Annotated in this window: 14 protein-coding genes; 4 read left to right on the top strand and 10 right to left on the bottom strand. The window is 75.4% G+C overall.

From position 1 onward, the window contains the following. Window positions 1–145: 145 nt before the first annotated feature. The 3 genes from eccE to ACZ52R_RS36940 all read left to right on the top strand — a co-directional run bounded on the left by eccE (window position 146) and on the right by ACZ52R_RS36940 (window position 4,722). Complete coding sequence (gene eccE / locus ACZ52R_RS36950; protein ID WP_465754997.1) at window positions 146–1,552, top strand: type VII secretion protein EccE; 1,407 nt, start codon at window positions 146–148, stop codon at window positions 1,550–1,552. Continuing rightward, window positions 1,552–2,319: a hypothetical protein gene (locus tag ACZ52R_RS36945; protein WP_360505282.1), complete on the top strand. Its 768-nt coding sequence runs from the start codon at window positions 1,552–1,554 to the stop codon at window positions 2,317–2,319. The genes eccE and ACZ52R_RS36945 overlap by 1 nt, the downstream gene beginning before the upstream one ends. Window positions 2,320–2,463: 144 nt before the next feature. Next, the gene (locus tag ACZ52R_RS36940) at window positions 2,464–4,722 is read left to right on the top strand and encodes a MinD/ParA family ATP-binding protein (protein ID WP_465754996.1); all 2,259 of its coding nucleotides are present in this window, start codon (window positions 2,464–2,466) and stop codon (window positions 4,720–4,722) included. 90 nt (window positions 4,723–4,812) lie between these two features. Here the strand turns inward: ACZ52R_RS36940 and ACZ52R_RS36935 are convergent, their stop codons facing one another. From ACZ52R_RS36935 to rimP, 10 genes are all read right to left on the bottom strand, one after another. Beyond that, window positions 4,813–5,757, bottom strand: a complete 945-nt coding sequence (locus ACZ52R_RS36935; protein ID WP_360505286.1) for a bifunctional riboflavin kinase/FAD synthetase — start codon at window positions 5,755–5,757, stop codon at window positions 4,813–4,815. 65 nt (window positions 5,758–5,822) lie between these two features. Continuing rightward, on the bottom strand, window positions 5,823–9,476 hold the full coding sequence (locus ACZ52R_RS36930) for a serine protease (protein ID WP_465665086.1): 3,654 nt from the start codon (window positions 9,474–9,476) through the stop codon (window positions 5,823–5,825). A 238-nt stretch (window positions 9,477–9,714) separates the two neighbouring features. Further along, window positions 9,715–10,644: a tRNA pseudouridine(55) synthase TruB gene (gene truB / locus ACZ52R_RS36925; protein WP_465665088.1), complete on the bottom strand. Its 930-nt coding sequence runs from the start codon at window positions 10,642–10,644 to the stop codon at window positions 9,715–9,717. Between the two features lie 57 nt (window positions 10,645–10,701). Continuing rightward, entirely contained in the window at window positions 10,702–11,805 is a 1,104-nt protein-coding gene (locus ACZ52R_RS36920; protein WP_465625239.1) for a DHH family phosphoesterase, read from the bottom strand. Window positions 11,806–11,807: 2 nt separating this feature from the next. Further along, window positions 11,808–12,251 carry a 30S ribosome-binding factor RbfA gene (gene rbfA / locus ACZ52R_RS36915; RefSeq protein WP_360505294.1) on the bottom strand — a complete coding sequence of 148 codons (444 nt, stop codon included), beginning with the start codon at window positions 12,249–12,251 and terminating at the stop codon, window positions 11,808–11,810. Window positions 12,252–12,404: 153 nt separating this feature from the next. Beyond that, window positions 12,405–12,701, bottom strand: a complete 297-nt coding sequence (locus ACZ52R_RS36910; RefSeq protein ID WP_360505296.1) for a DUF503 domain-containing protein — start codon at window positions 12,699–12,701, stop codon at window positions 12,405–12,407. 152 nt (window positions 12,702–12,853) lie between these two features. Then, window positions 12,854–16,042: a translation initiation factor IF-2 gene (gene infB / locus ACZ52R_RS36905; RefSeq protein WP_465665090.1), complete on the bottom strand. Its 3,189-nt coding sequence runs from the start codon at window positions 16,040–16,042 to the stop codon at window positions 12,854–12,856. A gap of 230 nt (window positions 16,043–16,272) precedes the next feature. Next, a complete protein-coding gene (locus tag ACZ52R_RS36900; protein ID WP_360505300.1) occupies window positions 16,273–16,566 on the bottom strand; it encodes a YlxR family protein in 294 nt (97 codons plus the stop codon). Window positions 16,567–16,670: 104 nt separating this feature from the next. Further along, complete coding sequence (gene nusA / locus ACZ52R_RS36895; RefSeq protein ID WP_360505302.1) at window positions 16,671–17,675, bottom strand: transcription termination factor NusA; 1,005 nt, start codon at window positions 17,673–17,675, stop codon at window positions 16,671–16,673. Window positions 17,676–17,729: 54 nt separating this feature from the next. Further along, window positions 17,730–18,269: a ribosome maturation factor RimP gene (gene rimP, locus ACZ52R_RS36890; protein WP_360505304.1), complete on the bottom strand. Its 540-nt coding sequence runs from the start codon at window positions 18,267–18,269 to the stop codon at window positions 17,730–17,732. Between the two features lie 293 nt (window positions 18,270–18,562). On the opposite strand from rimP, the gene ACZ52R_RS36885 reads away from it, so the two are divergent. Then, on the top strand, window positions 18,563–19,552 hold the full coding sequence (locus tag ACZ52R_RS36885) for a ferritin-like domain-containing protein (RefSeq protein ID WP_465665118.1): 990 nt from the start codon (window positions 18,563–18,565) through the stop codon (window positions 19,550–19,552). The last annotated feature ends 30 nt before the right edge of the window (window positions 19,553–19,582 follow it).

Raw genomic sequence — 19,582 nt, 5'->3', positions numbered from 1 at the left:
ACCGACCTGCCCCGTGGTCCACCCGCCGGGCGCGAACCGGTGCGAACCCTCTACGATGCGGCAGCAGACGGTGAGTACGGTACGGGTACGGTCCGCGAACCAGCCAGCCGGGCCGCGACAAAGGATCAGAGAGGGCCACCGGGGGATGCCAAGCCAGACCGCTCCAGGACGCCGGCGCAGCGCGGGCGGCGGGAGGTCGCGCCGGTCCGGCCGGCCGCAGCGCGGCGGCCGAGCCGCCGAGGCGGGGCCCGTCCAGTCACCGCCGAACGCGGGTGGCGGCGGTGCCGTCCAGGTCCGCGTCAATCCCCGACCCGGGCTGCTCGGCGGCCGGTTGAAGCTCCAGCAGCTCGTCCTGGTCGAGGTCGCGGTGGCACTGGTCGCGGTCGGCTGGACCATCAGCCGCCCGGTCGCGGCCGGCTTCGGCGCGGTCGCGCTGGTGCTGCTCGTCCTCGCCGCCATCCCGGTGCGCGGCCGTACCATCCCCGAGCTGCTCCGGGTGCGCTCCGCCCTCAAGTCCCGCCGCAAGCAGGCCCGTACGCTGCTGCCGCCGGCCGGCACCGACCCGGCACTGGCGCCGGCGCTGGAGCTCGAACCGGGGCTGCGCACCTGCACCCACGCCACCGAGGCCGAGTTCGGCGGGCGCCCGGTGCGCCGCGAGACCGGAATGGTCGGCGACGGCACCTTCCTCAGCTCGGTCCTGCTCGTCCAGGCCAAGGACCAGCCGCTGCGCCCGGTGCGCACCGCGCTGCCGCTGCCGCTGGACGTGATCTGCTCGGCCCTCACGGTGGACGACATCACCCTGGAGTCGGTGCAGCTGGTCCAGCACACCCAGCCCGCCCCGGCCCCGCACCTGCCCGAGCAGTCCCTGGCCGCCCGCGCCTACCGCGAGCTGCCGGACGGCACCTCCACCCCCGGGCTGCGGCTGACCTGGATCGCCCTCAAGCTCGACCCGGAACGCGCGGCGACCGCCGTCCGGGCCCGCGGCGGCGGCGAGGAGGGCGCCCGCAAGGCGCTGCAGCGGGTGACCGACCAGCTGGCCGGCCGGCTCAACAGCGCCGGCTTCAACGCGACCGTGCTGGACGAGCGCGAGCTGATCGCCGCCCTGTCCATCTCCGCCTGCGCCAACCCGATCGCGGTAGCCGGCCGCCAGGGCACCGGCAGCGGCGGCGGCACCAACCGCCGCACCCAGGAGGGCAACCGGTTCTGGCGGATCGACGACCGCTGGCACACCACCTACTGGATCTCCCGCTGGCCGCAGCTCAGCCGCCCCGGCGGCGCCCCCGGCCGGATCGCCGCACCGGACCTGGTCAACCTGATGACCGGATCCCCGGCCCTGGCCAGCACCTTCAGCCTGACCGCCGGACACGGCACCGGCGACTCGGTGACCGTCAGCGGGCACCTGCGGGTGACCGGGCGCAGCGAGAGCGAGGTCGGCCAGGTCGGCCGCCAGGTGGAGACCCGGGCGCAGAGCGCCGGCCTCGGCCTCGTCCGGCTCGACCTGGAGCAGGCCCCCGGCATGCTCGCCACCCTGCCGCTGGGAGGAGCGTCCTGATGGCGTACCAGAGCTATCCCGCCGTCGGCCCGCAGCCCGGCGCCGAGCAGCGCCGGACCCGGCCGCGGATCCTGCCCGGCTTCGGGCTGCGCGGCCCGCGCCGGGAGAAGCACGTGCTCGAACCCGCCGACCTCGCCGCGCTGGCCTTCCCGGTCGGCGACGACGGCGTGGTCATCGGCGTCGACCCGCAGGGACTGCCCGCGGTGCTCGGCCTCTTCCGCCCCAGCGCGTACGACCTGGTGCTGGTCGGCGGCATGTGGACGGCGCAGGTCATCGCGCTGCGGGCGGCCGCGATCGGCGCCCGGGTCGCGGTGGAGACCGCCCGCGGGCAGCTGTGGGGCCCGATGGCGCAGGCCGCCGGCGGCGGGCAGCCGTGCGTGACGATCCACCAGGTCGGCAGGCTCGGCCCGCAGGGCGCCTCGGTGGCCTCGCCGGTGCTGGTGGTGCGCGACCTCGGCGCCCGTCCGCCGCGCAGCCGGCTCTCCGCCGCGCCCTGGCAGACCACCCTGACGCTGCTGCCGTACCTGGGCCCGAACGCCGCCCGGGTGCTCAACGCGGCCGACCTGGTCGGCGTGCAGCGGATCTCCCCGCAGGAGGCGGAACTGACCGGCCGGGTGCTGTCGCTCCCGCCGGAGGACGTGGCCACGCTGCCCACCCTCGGCGACGACCTCACCCTGTGGGCGACCCGGATGCGGCGCCAGTACGTACGGGCCGTGGCCGGACAGGCCGAGCAGCAGGTGCTCGGCGGCCCGCGCCGGATGGACTGACCGGACGGACTGAGCCGCGGCTCGCCGCACCCGGCGGGCCGCCGCGGAACCGAAGCCGCCTTCAACGGGGGTTGCCGTACGGCCTAGTCTTTGATGCGGCAACGGCACCGCTGAACAAGCGGCGGCGAACACGAGGGAGCCAGAGTGAGTAGCGATCGGGACGGCGTCTACGTCGGCGACAACGCGGCAGAGGACGACGACGACTGGTCGGACGCGCCTGACTACACTCCCCCGTCCTGGTACGTGCAGACGGAGGCCCCGGCGGCTCCGACGGCTCCCATGGCCGCGGCGGCCCCAACGGCCTCGGCGGCGGCACCGGTGAGCCCGGCCGCCGGTCCGGCCGACGCGCTCAAGTCCATGCCCGCGCCCGCTGCGGAGACGGCGTACCCGGCCGCCCCGGCTCCGGTGGCGGCGCAGGCTCCGGCGCAGGTCCAGGCTCCGGCCCCGTACCAGGCCCAGGATCCGACGGCCGCCCCGGTCCCGACTCCGACGGCCGAGGCCGCGCCGATCGCCGCGCCTGCCGCCGCCCCGGCGCCCGTGCAGGCCGAGGCCCAGCACGTCCCGTTCCCGACGGCCTCCCCCGCGCCTGTTCCCGCGCCCGTTCCCACCCCCGAGCAGCCGCAGCCCGCCGCCCCGGCCTGGCCGACGGCGGAGGCCCTGGCGCAGCCGCCCGCGCCCCAGCCGTACCCGGCGGCCCCGATGCCCCCCGCGACCGCGCAGCCGGGGCAGCCCGTCCCGCCGCAGTCGTACGCGCAGCCGTCCGCCCAGCCGGTCCCGCCGCAGAACCCCCAGAACCCCCAGAGCCCGCAGGACCAGCAGGCCGCCTGGGATCCGCAGGCCGCGTGGGCGGCCCAGCAGGCGGCGGCCCAGGCCCGGCCTGCCCCCGCCGCCCAGCAGCAGCCCGTCCCGGCCCCGCAGCCCGGCCCGGCCCCGCAGCCCGGCCCGGTGGACCCGCGCCAGGGTGGGTGGCCGCAGCCCGCCGCGTACCAGCAGCCGGGCCAGCCGCAGCCCGCGCAGCCCCAGCCCGGCCAGCCGCTCCCGGGCCAGCCCGTCCAGCCGCAGCAGGCGCAGCCGCCGGGCCCCGCGCAGCCGTGGCAGCAGCAGCCGCCGGCGTCGCAGCCCGCCGCGTTCCAGCAGTCCGCCGCCCCGCAGCAGACCGCGCACGGCGCGCCGCTCGGCTACACCGCCGCCGTCGAGCTGTCCTCGGACCGGCTGCTGCGCAGCCAGCCCAAGCAGCAGCGCCAGCAGCCGCGGTTCCAGTTCGGCGGCAAGGCCGCGGCGGCCGAGAAGGCCCGCCGGCTGGAGATCATCCGCACCCCGGTGATGAGCTGCTACCGGATCGCCGTGATCAGCCTCAAGGGCGGGGTCGGCAAGACGACGACCACCACCGCGCTCGGCGCGACCCTGGCCAGCGAGCGCCAGGACAAGGTGATCGCGATCGACGCCAACCCGGACGCCGGCACCCTGGGCCGCCGGGTCAAGCGCCAGACCGGCGCGACCATCCGCGACCTGGTGACGGCCATCCCGCACCTGCGCAGCTACATGGACATCCGTCAGTTCACCTCGCAGGACCTGAACTCGGGCCTGGAGATCCTGGCGAACGACGTCGACCCGGCGGTCTCCACCACCTTCAACGACTCGGACTACCGCCAGGTCATCGACGTGCTGGGCCGCCAGTACCCGATCATCCTGACCGACTCCGGCACCGGCCTGCTGTACAGCGCGATGCGCGGGGTGCTGGACCTGGCCGACCAGCTGATCATCGTCTCCACCCCCAGCGTGGACGGCGCCTCCAGCGCCTCGACCACCCTGGACTGGCTCTCCGCGCACGGCTACGCGGATCTGGTGCAGCGCAGCATCACGGTGGTCTCCGGGGTTCGCGAGACCAGCAAGATGATCAAGGTCGAGGACATCGTCGCGCACTTCCAGACCCGCTGCCGCGGCGTGGTCGTGGTGCCGTTCGACGAGAGCCTGGCGGCCGGCGCCGAGGTCAACCTCGACATGATGCGGCCCAAGGTCCGCGAGGCGTACTTCGAGCTGGCCACCCTGGTCGGCGAGGACATCATCCGGGCCCAGCAGGCCGCCGCCCAGCAGTCCACCTGGCAGCAGCCGCAGGCCCCGCAGCCGCAGCCCTACCAGGGCCAGGCCGCGCAGGCCCCGCCGCCCGCCCCCGGTGCGCCGTGGGCGCCGCAGCCCGGCCAGGCCCCGCCGCCCCCGCCCGGGTACGGCTACCCGCAGCAGCAGCCCTGGCCGCCGCAGCAGGGCGCTCCACAGCCCAACCCGGGCTACGGCTACCCGTCCGCCCAGGGGCAGCCGCCGGTGCCCGCCCCGCCCGCCGAGCCGGACGGGTACCGGCCCCCGCCGCCGGGCTACGGCTACCCGCCGCAGGCACCCCAGCAGTGACGACACGGAAGGGCCCGCCGACACCAGTCGGCGGGCCCTTCCGGCGTCACCGGGGCTCAGGCGCCCCTGCCGAAGCTTCGCTCCGCTCGGTCAGATCCCGTCGGTCAGCTCGCGGGCGCGCTTGACGTCGTCGGCCATCCGGTCCAGCAGCGCCTCGATGGAGTCGAACTTCTCCATCCCGCGCAGGTAGGCCAGGAAGTCCACCGCGACGTGCAGCCCGTACAGGTCCAGGCCGACCCGGTCGATGGCGTACGCCTCGACGGTGCGGGCGGTGCCGTCGAAGGTCGGGTTGGTGCCGACCGAGATCGCGGCCGGCATCCGCTCGCCGTCCGCGGTCAGCCAGCCCGCGTACACGCCGTCGGCCGGGACCGCGCTGTGCGGGACGGTCTCGACGTTGGCGGTCGGGAAGCCCAGCTCGCGGCCGCGCTGCGCGCCGCGCACCACCTCGCCCTCGACCCGGTGCGGGCGGCCCAGCACCTCGTTGGCGCCCGCCATGTCCCCGGCCTCGACCAGCCGGCGGGTCAGGCTGGAGGAGAACGGCTGGCCGTCCCCGGCCGTGCCGCACACCTGCAGGTCGATCAGCTCGACCTCGTAGTCGTCCGCCCGGCCCAGCTCGGCGAGCAGCGCGACGTCCCCCGCGGCCTTGTGCCCGAAGCGGAAGTTGGGGCCCTCGATGACGACCCGCGCGTGCAGCGCGTCCACCAGGACCTGCCGGACGAAGGTCTCCGGGGACTCCTTCGAGAACTCGGTGGTGAACGGCAGCACCAGCACCGCGTCCACCCCGAGCTCCGCGATCAGCTCGGCCCGGCGCGGGTGCGGCGCGAGCAGCGGCGGGTGGCTGCCCGGGCGGATGACCTCACGCGGGTGCGGGTCGAAGGTCACCACGACCGAGGGCAGGCCGAGTTCGCGGGCGCGCTCGACCGCCCGTCCGATGATCAGCTGATGCCCGCGGTGCACCCCGTCGAACGAGCCGATGGTGACGACGCTGCGTCCCCAGTCACCGGGGATCTCCTCCAGGCCACGCCAGCGCTGCACCTGACCGCTCCTTGTTCCGTACGGCGCGTACCCTCTGTACGCTCAAACGCTCAAAACCCGAACCCCTATAGCGTGCCATGCGCCTGCCCCGGCTCAGGCACCGGAATACGGGTTGAGCGCACCGGCGGCCGTACGACCCGCTCCGGCGAGGTCCGCTCGGCCTCCGCGGCGGCGTACTGCGGGTCCCGTCCGGCCGCCGTCAGGGCCCACATCCGGGCCAGCCGGGGGCCGTCCGGCGCGGTCGGGGCGGCGTCGCGCGGCCACCGGGCGAGCAGCCGGGCGAAGGCCGCGGAGCGTCCGGCGCAGCGCACCAGCAACTCGTCGGCACCCGGCAGCGCGGCGGCCGTCCGGGCCAGCACCGCGCGGGCCCGGGCCGGATTCTCGGCCGCGCAGTGCTCGGCCAGCCGCTCCACGGCGGCGGCCAGCACCACCGGGTCGGCCTCGGTGGCGAGCAGGATGTCCAGCAGCTCGCAGCGCAGCGCGTCCGCCGCCGGGTCGGCCACCGGGACGGACAGCGCCTCGGCGAACGGCCGCCGCACCGCCGCCGTCCGGGCGGCCAGCGCGGTGCCGAGCAGCACCCGCAGCTCCAGCCGGTCGGCCGGGCCGACGGCCGCGGTGCGCCCCAGCCGGCGGCCGAGGTAGTCGACGGCGACCGGCCCGGCCAGCCCCGGGTGCGCGCGCAGCAGCCGGGCGGCCAGTTCGGCGCCCCGCCGGACGGCCACCGGGGCGGCGGCGTCGGCCAGCACCCGCAGCGTCTCGGCGGTGGCCGTGCCGGGCGCCGCCAGCCGGTCGGCGAGTGCGGCCAGGACGGGCTCCGGGTCGCTCTCCAGGGCCGGGGCGAGCGCCCTCGGGGTGAGGAAGGCGTCACCGCCCGCCCGGTGCAGGGCGAGCGCGGCCGGGAGGTGCTCGGCCCGGGTCGCCGGGTCGCCGACCAGCAGGGCCAGCGCCGCGCCGTGCAGGCCGGGCTCGTCCTCGCGGGCGAGCAGGGTCAGCGCGGTGAACCTCAGCAGTTCGGCCGCGGCCCCGGTCGCGTACGGGGCGGTCCGCAGCGCGTGCACGGCGGCCGCGACGTGCCGCTCGGGCCGCCGGTCGTGGCTCCAGCGGTCCACCGCGCGGCAGAGCGCGGACGGCTCCTCGGCGGCGAGCACGGTGAGCAGCGCGTCGGCCCTCGGGTGTGCGGCGTCGGCCAGCGCGTCGGCCAACTCGTCCAGGGCGAGCCAGCGGTGGGCGTGCAGCAGGTCGTGCGCGAGGTCGGCCACGGTGCAGCCGGGGCGGCCCGGCAGGCCGCGCGGGTCGTCGAACCAGGCGCACAGCAGCGGGAACACCGCGACCGGATCGTTCCGCAGCCGCTCCGCCACCGCGCCGAGGAACCGCTGCCCGGGGCCGTCGGCCGCCACCAGCGTTCGCAGCAGGGCGAGTTCGGCCTCGAGCGGCAGGCCGAGGCCGGTCCAGAACGCCGGGCCGAAGCGGCCGAGCCCGGCGGCCGGGAGCGCCGCCGCCCCGACCGCCGCCCCACCCGGAGCCCCGCCCGCCGCAGCAGCCCGTTCGGCGATCCGGCCGGCCAACTGGTCGAGCAGCGCCCGGTGTTCGGCCCGGTCCGGGCTGGCGGCCAGGCCGGCGGTGAGCAGCCGCCCCGCCCACCAGGCGGGTTCACTGCCGGGCGGGCGCAGGTCCAGCGCGCGCCAGATCCGGTGCAGCCACGGGTCCAGGGCGGGCGCGCCCCAGGTCTCGGCCACCCGGCGCAGTGCGGCGGCGACCGGGCCGATCCGGTGCCGGGGGACGGTGTTCGCCCCCGCGGCCCGGCCGGGCCCCACCGTTGCGTCGGCGGGCGTGGGGGGCGAGGCGGGCGTGGGGGGCGTGTCCTCGGCCTCGCCGAGCAGCAACCGCAGCGCCGCGTCCAGGTCCAGGTGCAGGCCCTGCAACCAGTCGGCGAACTCCCCGTGCGCGAACCGGTATCCGGGCCCGGCGGGCACGAACAGGCCCTCGGCGAGCACCGCCGTGGCCCAGCCGCCGTCGACCGGGAACAGTTCCTCGAAGGCGGCCCGGCCGAGCCCGCCCGGCTCGCTGCCGAGCATCCGCCGGGCCGCCTCGTGGACCCGGCCCGCCACCGCCGCGGCGAGCCGGCGCACCCGCCCGTGGCGCGGTCCCACCGGTCGGGCAGCGCCCCGGCGGTGCGCGCCCGGGCGGCGAGGGCGGCCGTCCTCGGCCAGCCGTTGGGCCACCCGCAGGCAGCGCAGGTCCAGGAAGGCGCCGAACAGCTCGCCCCGGCGCACCGGCCCGTCATGCAACCCCTCGGCCCACAGCTCCCCGGCCAGCCGGACGGCCAGCGGGTGCCGGGCGTCCTCGGCGGCGGCCGGGCGGCCGGGCGGCAGCCCGTAGCGGCGGCGCACCCGCTCGGCGGCCTCGACCGGCAGCGGGCCGAGCCGGTGCCCGGCCAGGCTCGGCCCGCCCGGGCCGCCGCCGTCCATCCGCACGGTGGGGGCGCTGCTCAGGTCGCCGTCCGGGTGCGCCTCCTCCGCGCGGCCCGCGCCGAACGTGCCGCTCCCCCAGGTCTCGGCGGCCAGCCGCTCCCAGAGTTCCTCGCCGCAGGCGGTCAGCAGCCGCGCCCCGCAGCCGGTCAGCCACTGCCCGGCGCCGCGCAGCCAGCGCGCGTCCAGCCGCGCCGGGGCCTCCTCCGGGCCGTCCAGGACGACCAGCAGCGCCCGCCCGGCCGCCGCGCACAGCGCCGCCACCGGCTCGGGCGCGGGCGCCGGGGTGCCCAGTTCGGCCGCCGCCGCGGCCAGCGCCCGCTCCACCGGTTCGGCGAGCGAACGGTCCTCGGCGCGCAGGTCGGCGCCGCGCAGCCAGAGGGTGGGCAGCGGGTGGGCGCCGCCGGAGCGGCGGGCGGCCAGCGCGGCCAGTTCGGTGGAGCGCCCGCTGCCGGGGGCACCGACCAGCGCGGTGACGGTCGCGGCCGGCTCGTCCCCGGCCAGGCCGTCCGGCCGGTCCACCCGGTCCGCGGCCAGCCCGGCCACCCGCCCCGGTCCGGCGCCGGCGGCCGCGAGCTGGGCCGCGGTCAGCCGCAGCACCCCGGCCAGGTTGAGCGCCGGCCCGTACGCGGGCACGGCCGCCGCGTTGCGGGCCAGCAGCCCGGCCAAGGCCTCGGCGACCTCCACCCCACCGCCGGCAGCCACCGCCGGCAGCGCCCCGCCGTGCTGCGGGCCCCGGAGGGCGGGCGCGGCCAGCGCGACCACCGCCCCGCTGCGGGCGTCCAGCACCGGCGAGCCGGCCGGCACCACGACGCCGCCGACCACCGGCATGTCCAGCAGCAGCACCCCGCCCCGCCGGTGCCCGCCGTACCCGGCGCCGGTGACCCCGAGCAGCCCGCAGCGCAGTGCGACCGCCCGGCCGTCCTCGCCCGCCAGCGCGGGCAGCAGCACCTCGTGCCCGCCCCCGAGGGCGGCCACCGGCAGCGGCGGCACCGGCAGCCCGCCGACCGCGTCGGTGCGCAGCAGCGCGAGCCCGTGCTCGGGCAGCAACAGGACGGCGTCCGGGCCGAGCACCCTGGTCTGTCCGCCGGGGGTGTGCAGGACGACCCGGTCCAGCCCGGCCACGCTCTCGTGCGCGGTGAGCACCCCGCCCTGCGGGTCGGCGACGAACCCTAAGCCGTGCAGCCGCCCGTTGAGGTCGCGGATCCGCAGCAGGTACCGCCCCGGATCGCCCTCCAGAAACCCCGGCATGAGTGCCCCTTCGCCCGTCGCTCGCCCACCGCCGGGAGCCTGCCCGCCGGGGCGGCGCCCCGACCGCGCCCACGCCGCTCACCACGGGCGTTCACCTCGCGCGCTCCCTCGTGCGGGTGACCTTTCCCGGTCGGGTGATGGGGCCCCCGGAAAGCGGAGATCCCCCGTCGGGAGGACTCCCGACGGGGGATCTCGAGCGGCACTGCGGGCCGTCAGCCGACGGCGGCGCCAAGGGCGGTCAGCCGACGAACACCGCGACCGGCTTCGCCTGCCCGTCCTTCTCCTCGACCAGGGCGAGGAAGCGCCCGTCCGGCCCGAACACCGCGATCGGCCCGTCCACGCCCAGCCCGGGCGCCTTGAGGCGGGAGCCGTGCGACAGCTTCTGCGCCGAGGCCTCGTCCAGGTCCCAGCGCGGGAAGGCGGCCGCCGCGGCCTCCGCGATCGGCAGCACCTCCAGCCCCGTGGCGGAGTCGCCGGTGACGGTGGCCTCGAGCTGCTCCAGGGTGCGCGCCGACTCCACCCCGTACGGCCCGACCTTGGTGCGCCGCAGCGCGGTCAGGTGCCCGCCGACGCCCAGCCCGGCGCCCAGGTCCCGGGCCAGCGCCCGGATGTAGGTGCCGGAGGAGCACTCGACGGTCACGTCCAGGTCGATCACCGGTGTGCCGTCCTCGGCGACCGCCGGGCGCTGCTCGTGCACGGTGAAGGAGTGGATCGTGGTCGGCCGGGCCGCGAGTTCGAAGTCCTCGCCCTCGCGCACCCGGGCGTACGAGCGCTTGCCGTCGATCTTGATCGCGCTGACCTTGGACGGCACCTGCATGATCTCGCCGGTGAGTGCCGCGATCCCGGCGTCGATCGCCTCCCGGGTGACGGCGTCGGCCGGGGTCGAGGCGGTGATCTCGCCCTCCCGGTCGTCGGTGACAGTGGTCTGGCCGAGCCGGACGGTCGCCTCGTACGTCTTGGCGGTGAGCATCAGGTGGCCGAGCAGCCGGGTGGCCCGCTCGACACCGATCACCAGTACGCCGGTGGCCATCGGGTCCAGCGTGCCGGCGTGCCCGACCTTCCGGGTCCCGGCCAGCCACCGCATCTTGGCGACGACCCCGTGGGAGGTGATGCCCTCGGGCTTGTCGACGATCACCAGGCCGTCCGGGCCGGTGCCTTTGCGCTTCATCGGGTTCTTTCTCTCAAAGCGTCGGACCTGAAAGCGTCGGAAAACGTCAGGAGATGATCAACGTACCGGCCGCAGCGCGTCCCGGAACCGCTCGACCACGCCGGCCACGTCCTCCCGGACGCTGAATCCGGCCGCGTAGACATGCCCCCCGCCGCCCAGTTCGGCGCAGGCCGCGGCGACGTCCACCGCCCCCTTGGAGCGCGAGGAACCGCGCAGCGTGCCGTCCGGGTCCTGCTTGAGCACCAGCGCCACCTCGGCCTCGGCCGGGCGGCGCAGGATGTCGATCAGCCCCTCGATCTCCTCGACCGTGACGCTGAACAGCGCCAGGTCCTGGTACGGCACCCAGGTCCACACCAGGCCGAGGCCGCCGGCCGCCTCCGGCTCGTAGACGGCCCGGTCGAGCGCGCCCGCGAGCACCTTGAGGTAGCCGAAGGAGGAGGTGTCCCACAGCTGCCGGGAGATCAGGTCGTGCCGGATGCCGGTGGCCAGCAGCCGGCCGGCGAATTCGTGGGTGGCGGGCGTGGTGGCCCGGTACCTGAACGAGCCGGTGTCGGTGGCGACGCCGGTGTAGAGGCAGGTGGCCAGGTCCCGGTCGAGTTCGACGCCGAGCCGGCGCAGCAGTTCGTCGACCAGCACGGCGGTGGCCGGCGCGGCCGGGTCGATCAGCTGGTGGGTGCCGAAGCCCGGGTTGGAGGCGTGGTGGTCGAACACCACCAGGACGGGCGCGGCGAAGGCCTTGTCGTGCAGCAGGCCGAGCCGGCTCTCCGCGGCCACGTCGAAGCAGAGCACCAGCTCGGGCACGTCCGGCACCTCGGCGGCCGGCACGATCAGCTCCTGGCCGGGCAGGAAGGACAGCGACTCGGGCACGATCTGCGGGTCGTCACCGAAGGAGACCCGCACCTGCTTGCCGAGCGCGCGCAGCGCCAGCGCGGCCGCCAGCGAGGAACCCAGCGCGTCGCCGTCCGGGCAGATGTGGCAGATCAGGTCGATCGAACGGGCTCGCCCGATCTCCGCCACCACCTGCTGCCAGAGCAGCTCGAACCCGCTCTCCTCGGCGCGCGGCCCCGGAAGCGCCGCGAGGGCACCCTCCACCGTGCTGGTGGAAGACGCCCCCGTGGTCGTTCCGGCTCGCGAGGCGGCCTGCGCCGGCTCACCCGCCATGACTACTCGTCCTCGTCGTCACGCTCGGACGCCGGAACCCGGTACGGGTCCGCGTCGCCGGCGAAGCTCGCCCCGGCGGCCTGCGTGCGCACCGCGGCGTCGGAGCTCCGGGCCCGGTCGAGCAGGTCGTCGATGTTCCGGGCGTTCTCCGGCAGCGCGTCCGCGACGAAGGTCAGCGACGGGGTGAAACGCACCCCGGTCTGCTTGCCGACCTCGGAGCGGAGCACGCCCTTGGCGCTCTCCAGCGCGGCCGCGCTGGCCTGGCGCTCGGTCTCGTCACCGTAGACGGTGTAGAAGACGGTGGCCTCGCGCAGGTCGCCGGTCACCCGGGTGTCGGTGATGGTCACGAACCCCAGTCGGGGGTCCTTGATCCGCCGTTCCAGGGTCTGGGCGACGACCACCTGGATGCGGTCGGCGAGCTTGCGCGCCCTTGCGGTGTCGGTCACGTTGCCTCCTCGTGCAGTGGGCCCGGTACCCGGGCGAGCTGCGCACCCGTCGGGGCCCACGCCCCAAAGTACCGGCCCGCGCCCGGCCTTGCGGGCGCTCTCGGTCCTGATCTGTGTGAGAACGGCGACTTCCGCCGACCGGCTCCACAGCTCTCATTCATCGTCGTCGTTGTGGTACCTCCTCCTCGCGGAGAGGAGTTGTACCTCGGGGCGGCCGGCGACCAACCGCTCACAGCTGTCCAGGATCTCGGTGATGTACCCGGCATCGCCGGACACCACCGCGAGGCCGATCTCGGCCCGGCGGTGCAGATCCTGGTTCCCGGTCTCGGCAGCGCACACGCTGTACTTGCGCTGCAGTTCGGCCACGATGGGCCGCACGATCGAACGCTTCTCCTTGAGCGAGTGGACGTCGCCCAGCAGCAGGTCGAAGGTGAGTGTTCCCACGAACATGTATGACAGGTCTCGCCGACCTGGAAGGCCTCGGGGACAGCCCTGAACCGGGCTGGTACTGCTACATCTGACTTACCCCGGGACCCTACACAGCGAGACCGGGGCCGGTCGACGGAAATACCACCCGTCGACCGGCCCCGGCAGCCACCCGCTTACGCGCGCGGCTTCTCGCGCATCTCGTAGGTCTCGATGACGTCCTCGGTCTTGATGTCGTTGAACGACCCGAGGGTCACACCGGCCTCGAAGCCCTCGCGGACCTCGGTCGCGTCGTCCTTGAAACGACGCAGGCCCTCGATGGTGAGGCTCTCCGCCACGACCTTGCCGTCGCGGATGAGGCGTGCCTTGGCGTTGCGGCGCAGCAGGCCCTCGCGGACGATGACACCCGCGATGTTGCCGAACTTGGAGGAACGGAACACCTCGCGGATCTCCGCGGAACCGAGGCGCACCTCCTCGTACTCCGGCTTGAGCATGCCCTTGAGGGCGTTCTCGATCTCCTCGATCGCCTGGTAGATGACCGAGTAGTACCGGACGTCCACGCCTTCCTTGTCGGCCGCGGTACGGGCACGGCCTTCGGCGCGCACGTTGAAGCCGATGATGATGGCGTCGGAGCCCATCGCCAGGTTGACGTCGGACTCGGTGATCGCACCCACACCGCGGTGCAGGATGCGGAGCTCGACCTCCTCGCCGACGTCCAGCTTGACGAGGGCGTCCTCCAGGGCCTCCACGGAACCGGAGACGTCACCCTTGATGATGAGGTTGAGCTGCTCGATCTCGCCGGCCGCGATGGCCTTGTCGAGGTCCTCCAGGGACACCCGGACCCGGCGCTGCGCGAAGGCGGCGTTGCGGTCGCGGGCCGAGCGCTTCTCGGCGATCTGACGCGCGGTGCGGTCCTCGTCGACGACGATGAAGCTGTCGCCGGCGCGGGGCACCGAGGTCAGACCGAGCAGCAGCACCGGACGGGACGGACCGGCCTCGGTGAGGTGGTTGCCGTTCTCGTCGAGCATCGCGCGGACGCGGCCGTAGGCGTCGCCCACGACGATCGAGTCGCCGACGCGGAGCGTACCGCGCTGCACGAGCACGGTCGCCATGGCGCCGCGGCCCTTGTCGAGGTGCGCCTCGATGGCGATACCCTGCGCGTCCTGCTCGGGGTTGGCCCGCAGGTCGAGCGAGGCGTCCGCGGTCAGGACCACGGCCTCCAGCAGCTGGTCGATGTTCAGACCCTGGCGCGCGGAGATGTCGACGAACATGGTGTCGCCGCCGTACTCCTCGGCCACCAGACCGAACTCGGTCAGCTGACCGCGGACCTTGGTCGGGTCGGCGCCCTCGACGTCGATCTTGTTGACCGCGACCACGATCGGCACACCGGCGGCCTTGGCGTGGTTCAGCGCCTCGACCGTCTGCGGCATGACACCGTCGTTGGCCGCGACCACCAGGATCGCGATGTCGGTGGACTTGGCACCACGGGCACGCATGGCGGAGAACGCCTCGTGACCCGGGGTGTCGAGGAAGGTGATCGGGCGCTCTTCGCCGTTCACCACGGTGGCGACCTGGTAGGCACCGATGTGCTGGGTGATGCCACCGGCCTCGCCGGCCACCACGTTGGACTTGCGGATCGCGTCCAGCAGGCGGGTCTTACCGTGGTCGACGTGACCCATGACGGTGACGACCGGCGGGCGCGGGGCCAGCTGGTCCTCGTCGCCCTCGTTGGCACCGAAGTCGATGTCGAACGACTCCAGCAGCTCGCGGTCCTCGTCGTCCCGGCTGACGATCTCCAGGATGAAGCCCATCTCGCCGGCCAGCAGCTCGAGGGTCGCGTCGGAGACCGACTGGGTCGCGGTGACCATCTCACCGAGGTTGAACATGACGGAGACGAGCGCGGCCGGGTTGGCGTTGATCTTCTCCGCGAAGTCCATCAGCGAGGCGCCGCTCGACAGGCGAACGGTCTGGCCGTTGCCGCGAGGCAGCATCACACCGCCGACGGACGGGGCCTGCATGGCCTCGTACTCCTGGCGCTTCGCCCGCTTCGACTTGCGACCGCGCGCCGGGCGACCGCCCGGGCCACGACCGAAGGCACCCTGCGTGCCACCACGGGCACCCGGGCCGCCGGGGCGACCGCTGAAGCCACCGGGACGCGGGCCGAAGCCGCCGCCGCCACCGGGGGCACCGCCACCGGGACGCGGGCCGCCGAAGCCGCCGCCACCGGCCGGACGCGAGCCCGGACCGGCCGGACGACCCTGGAAGCCGGGACGGGCACCGCCGGCACCCGGACCACCCGGACGACCGCCGGGGCCACCGGGACCACGGCCACCCGGGCCCGGACGCGGGCCCGGAGCCGGACGCTGCGGCATCATGCCCGGGTTCGGGCGCGGCATGCCGGACGGGGTCGGGCCGCCGGGACGCGGCGCGGCCGGACGCGGCATGCCGTCGGGACGCGGACGGTCGCCACCCGGACGGGGAGCACCGGCACCCGGACCACCCGGACGCGGACGGTCGCCACCGGGACGCGGCGCACCGGCACCCGGGGCACCGGCGGGACGCGGACGGTCGCCACCGGGACGCGGCGCACCGGCACCCGGGGCACCGGCGGGACGCGGACGGTCGCCACCCGGACGGGGACGGTCGCCACCCTGGGCGCCCGCACCGGCCGGACGCGCACCCGGCGCACCCTGACGGCGCTCGCCGGGGCGACCCATGCCGGTCGCGCTGCCCGAGGTGAACGGGTTGTTGCCCGGACGCGGGCCGGCCGGACGCGGGCCCGGACGGGCGCCGCCGGTGGCCTGGCCGCCGCTCGGACGCGGGGCCTGGGCGGCCGGACGCGGGGCATCGGCGGCCGGACGCGGGGCATCGGCGGCCGGACGCGGGGTGTCACCGGCCGGAGCCGGCGAGGAGAACTCGGCCGCGGGAGCGGCCGGGGCCGCCGGAGCAGCGGGACGCGCGGCCGGGCGGGGGCCCGGGGTCGGCGCGCCCGGCTTCGAGGCGGCCGCGGGGGCCGCCGCCGCAGCGGCGGGAGCGGCCGGAGCGGCGGGAGCCGCGGCGGCCGGGGTCGGACGGGGACCAGGGGTCGCGCTGGGGCGCGGACCCGGGGTCGGGCCACCCGGCTTCGGGGTACCCGAGCCGGCAGCGGGGGAGGGCGCCGCGGACTTCCGCGGACCCGGCTTGGCAGCGGAACCACCACCGGTGGGGGCCACACCAAGCGCGTCAGTCAACTTGCGCACGACCGGCGCCTCGATCGTCGAGGACGCCGAACGGACGAACTCGCCGAGCTCGGTGAGCTTGGCCATGACGGCCTTGCTCTCCAAGCCAAGCTCCTTGGCGAGTTCATAAACCCGGACCTTAGCCACTTCACTCCTGTCTATGAGTCCGGGGGTCTCGTCCGCCGGACTGTCGCTACTTCATGGGCGTACCCATCGCGTACTCATCGCGTACTCATCGAGTGCTCATCGCAATCTCGACCTACTTCCACATCGCGAGGTACCTGACTGGTGGCACGGCGCGCGGCTGCCCGCGCGCTGTGCTTGTTGCGGTGGTTCTCCGCCGCGTGGAGCGACGGCCGTCACGGGAGGTGGCCCGCCTAGGAGGCTCCGCCTGCCCGCTCCCCGATGAACTCGCGGAGCCGCTCCGTGTCGAGCGGGCCCTGGAGGCGGAAGGCCCGAGGGAACGCCCGACGGCGGACCGCGAGGTCGAGGCAGGCCGGATCGGGGTGCAGGTGAGCGCCCCGGCCCGGCAGTGCGCCACGGGGATCAGGGACGCACTCGCCCTCGACCGCCGTGACACGCAACAGCTGATGCTTGGCCGCCCGCTTGCGGCAGCCCACGCAGGTGCGTTCCGGGCGTGCTCGGACGTGCGTCCGGCCAGACGAAGGCAAGTCTACCCCTCCGAAGCGACATGGCGCCGCCCCGCAGATCCCAGGGGACCACGGGACGGCCAGGAGAACACCGACCACCGGTCGGCCGCCACCCGATTTCTTTCCTACTGAGGACGGTCGCCGTCCTCCGACTGGCCCTCGGTGTCCGGCCGGATGTCGATCCGCCACCCGGTGAGACGGGCGGCCAGACGGGCGTTCTGCCCCTCCTTGCCGATCGCCAGCGACAGCTGGTAGTCCGGCACGATCACCCGCGCGGAACGCTGGACGGCGTCCACGATCTCCACGCTGGTCACCCGCGCGGGGGACAGCGCCGAGGCGACCATGTCCCGGGGGTCCTCCGACCAGTCGACGATGTCGATCTTCTCGCCGTGCAGCTCGCCCATCACCGCGCGCACCCGGGCGCCCATCGGACCGATGCAGGCGCCCTTGGCGTTCAGCCCGGCCCGGCGCGACCAGACCGCGATCTTGGTGCGGTGGCCGGCCTCGCGGGCGATGGCGGCGATCTCCACGCTGCCGTCCGCGATCTCCGGGACCTCCAGCGCGAACAGCTTCTTCACCAGGTTCGGGTGGGTGCGCGACAGCGTCACCGAGGCCCCGCGGACCCCGCGGCGGACCGCCACCACGTAGCACTTCAGGCGGGTGCCGTGCCGGTAGTCCTCGCCCGGGACCTGCTCCTGCGGCGGCAGGATGGCCTCCAGCTTGCCGATGTCGACCAGCACGTTCTTCGGGTCGTTGCCCTGCTGGACGACACCGGTGACGATGTCGCCCTCCTTGCCCGCGTACTCGCCGAAGGTCTGGTCGTCGGCGGCGTCACGCAGGCGCTGCATCATCACCTGGATACCGATGCTGGACGCGATCCGGCCGAAGCCGTTCGGGGTGTCGTCGAACTCCTTCGGCTCGACCCCCTCGTCCAGCTCCGTCGGGTCCTCCATCGCCCACACGGTGACGTGGCCGCTCTTGCGGTCCAGGTTCACCCGGGCCCGGCGGCGCGAGCCCTCGGTGCGGTGGTACGCGGTGAGGAGGGCGGACTCGATGGACTCGACCAGCAGGTCGAAAGGGATGTTCTTCTCGTTGACCAGCGTGCGCAGGGCACTCATGTCGATGTCCACGGCTACGCCTCCTCGTCTTTCGTCACGTTCGTCATGGTCGTACGGCACCCGGGATCACTCGGCGCCGTCGTCCCCCTCGTCGAAATCGGCGGCCTCGTCCAGGAGCTTCTCGTCGTCCTTGCGGTTGAACTCGACCTGGACCCGTGCCCGGGCCACCTCGCCGTACTCCAGGCGGCGCTCCTTCGGACGGCCGCGGCCCTTCACCGGCTGCACCTCGACCAGCGCGCCGTCCTCGTCGGCCTCCAGCACCCGGGCGACGATCTCCCCGCCGTCCACCAGGTGGATCTTGGCCAGCCGACCCTCGGCCCGCTGCCAGTGCCGGGGCAGCACCAGCGGACGCTCCGCACCCGGCGAGCCGACCTCCAGCAGGTAGGCGTCGTCCCCCATCAGGTCCGACTCGTCCAAGGCCTCGCCGACCACCCGGCTGAACTCGGCGATGGCGTCCATGTCCACACCGCCGTCGGTGTCGACGTCGATCTGCACCTGCCGACGGCTGCCCGCCTTGGTGACCCTGACGTCCTCCAGGTCCAGTCCGGCCTGCACGGCCAGCGGCTCCAGCAACGCTCGCAGCCGGTCGGTGTGGGTGGTGCTCATCCGGGTGGACTCCTCGGCCGCGTCTGCTGTTGTCAGAAGGTCGCCCCGCGCCCCCGGCGCCACACCAGGTCACGGCAGCTCGGCCCAAAGCCTATCCGGTGAAGCCCCCAACCACCGATTCCGGACCACCCCCGGCCGCTCGCACACCACCCACTGCGAGCAAGCTCACACCTGCCCGCCCGGGACCCGGTGTGCCCGAACCAGGCCCGAGATCGTGGGGATTCTGTAATCATTCACGCCAACGAGGGCAGGCGGGGAGTCCGTCCTCCCGTACACGCCCCGGAGTGACCCCGATGCAGCCGCCCAGCCGACGGACCCTCCTGTCCCTCGGACTGCTCACCCTCACCGCCGCCTGCACCACCGACCACCCCGGCCCCACCCCCGGCACCACCGGCCCCCGCCCCGACCCGGACGCCCCGATCCGCCTCCGCGCGATCGCCGCCACCGACGTCCTCCTCGCCGGGTACGACGCCCAGCCCGCACCCCCCGGCGGCCGGAGCGCGGACCTGCGCGCCGAGAACGCCCGGCACCGCGCCGCCCTCGCCGAGGGCCTGCCCGCCTCGGCCCTTCCGTCACCGCCCGTGACCACCGGCCCCACCCCCACCCCCGGCACTCCCACGCCCGTCACTCCCGCGCCCGCCGCCGACGGCCTGGCCGCGCTGGAACTGCGGACCGCCGAGTCGCACCTCGCCGACCTCGACGCCGCCGGCCCGCCCCTCGCCCGCCTGCTCGCCTCCATCGCCGCCGCCCACACCCTCCACGCGACGGTCCTGGGCGCCCCCGCCCCACCGGTCACCGCCCGACCCGCCACCTCCCCCTCGGCGGCCCCCACCCCCGGCGCCGCCGCCCTCACCGCCCTCCAGAACGCGCTCGGCGCCGAACACGCCGCCGTCTACGGCTACGGCGTCGTCGGCGCCCACCTCCCTGAGGACCCCCAGCGCACCGACGCCCGCACCGCCTACGCCGCCCACCAGGCCCAACGCGACACCTGGCAACGCCTGCTCAACTCCCTCGGCAGCGCCCCCACGCCCGCCGCCGGCGGCTACCGGCTCCCCTTCCCGGTCACCTCCCCCGCCGACGCCGGCAGACTCGCCGCCCACCTGGAAGCCCGCCTGACCGGCGTCTACGCCGACCTGGTCGCCGCCGTCCCCACCCCGCACCGCCTCACCGCCGCCCTCGCCCTGCGCGAGTGCGCCCTGCGCGCCCACCGCTGGGGCGCCCCCGACCAGCCCTTCCCGGGCATACCGGACCGGATCCCCACCCCCACGGCCACCACCGGCTGAGACTCCGCCCCCGACCCCCGACAATGGACC

Source organism: Kitasatospora sp. NPDC034023 (genome assembly GCF_055575795.1).
This window is presented reverse-complemented; position numbering and strand designations above follow the sequence as displayed.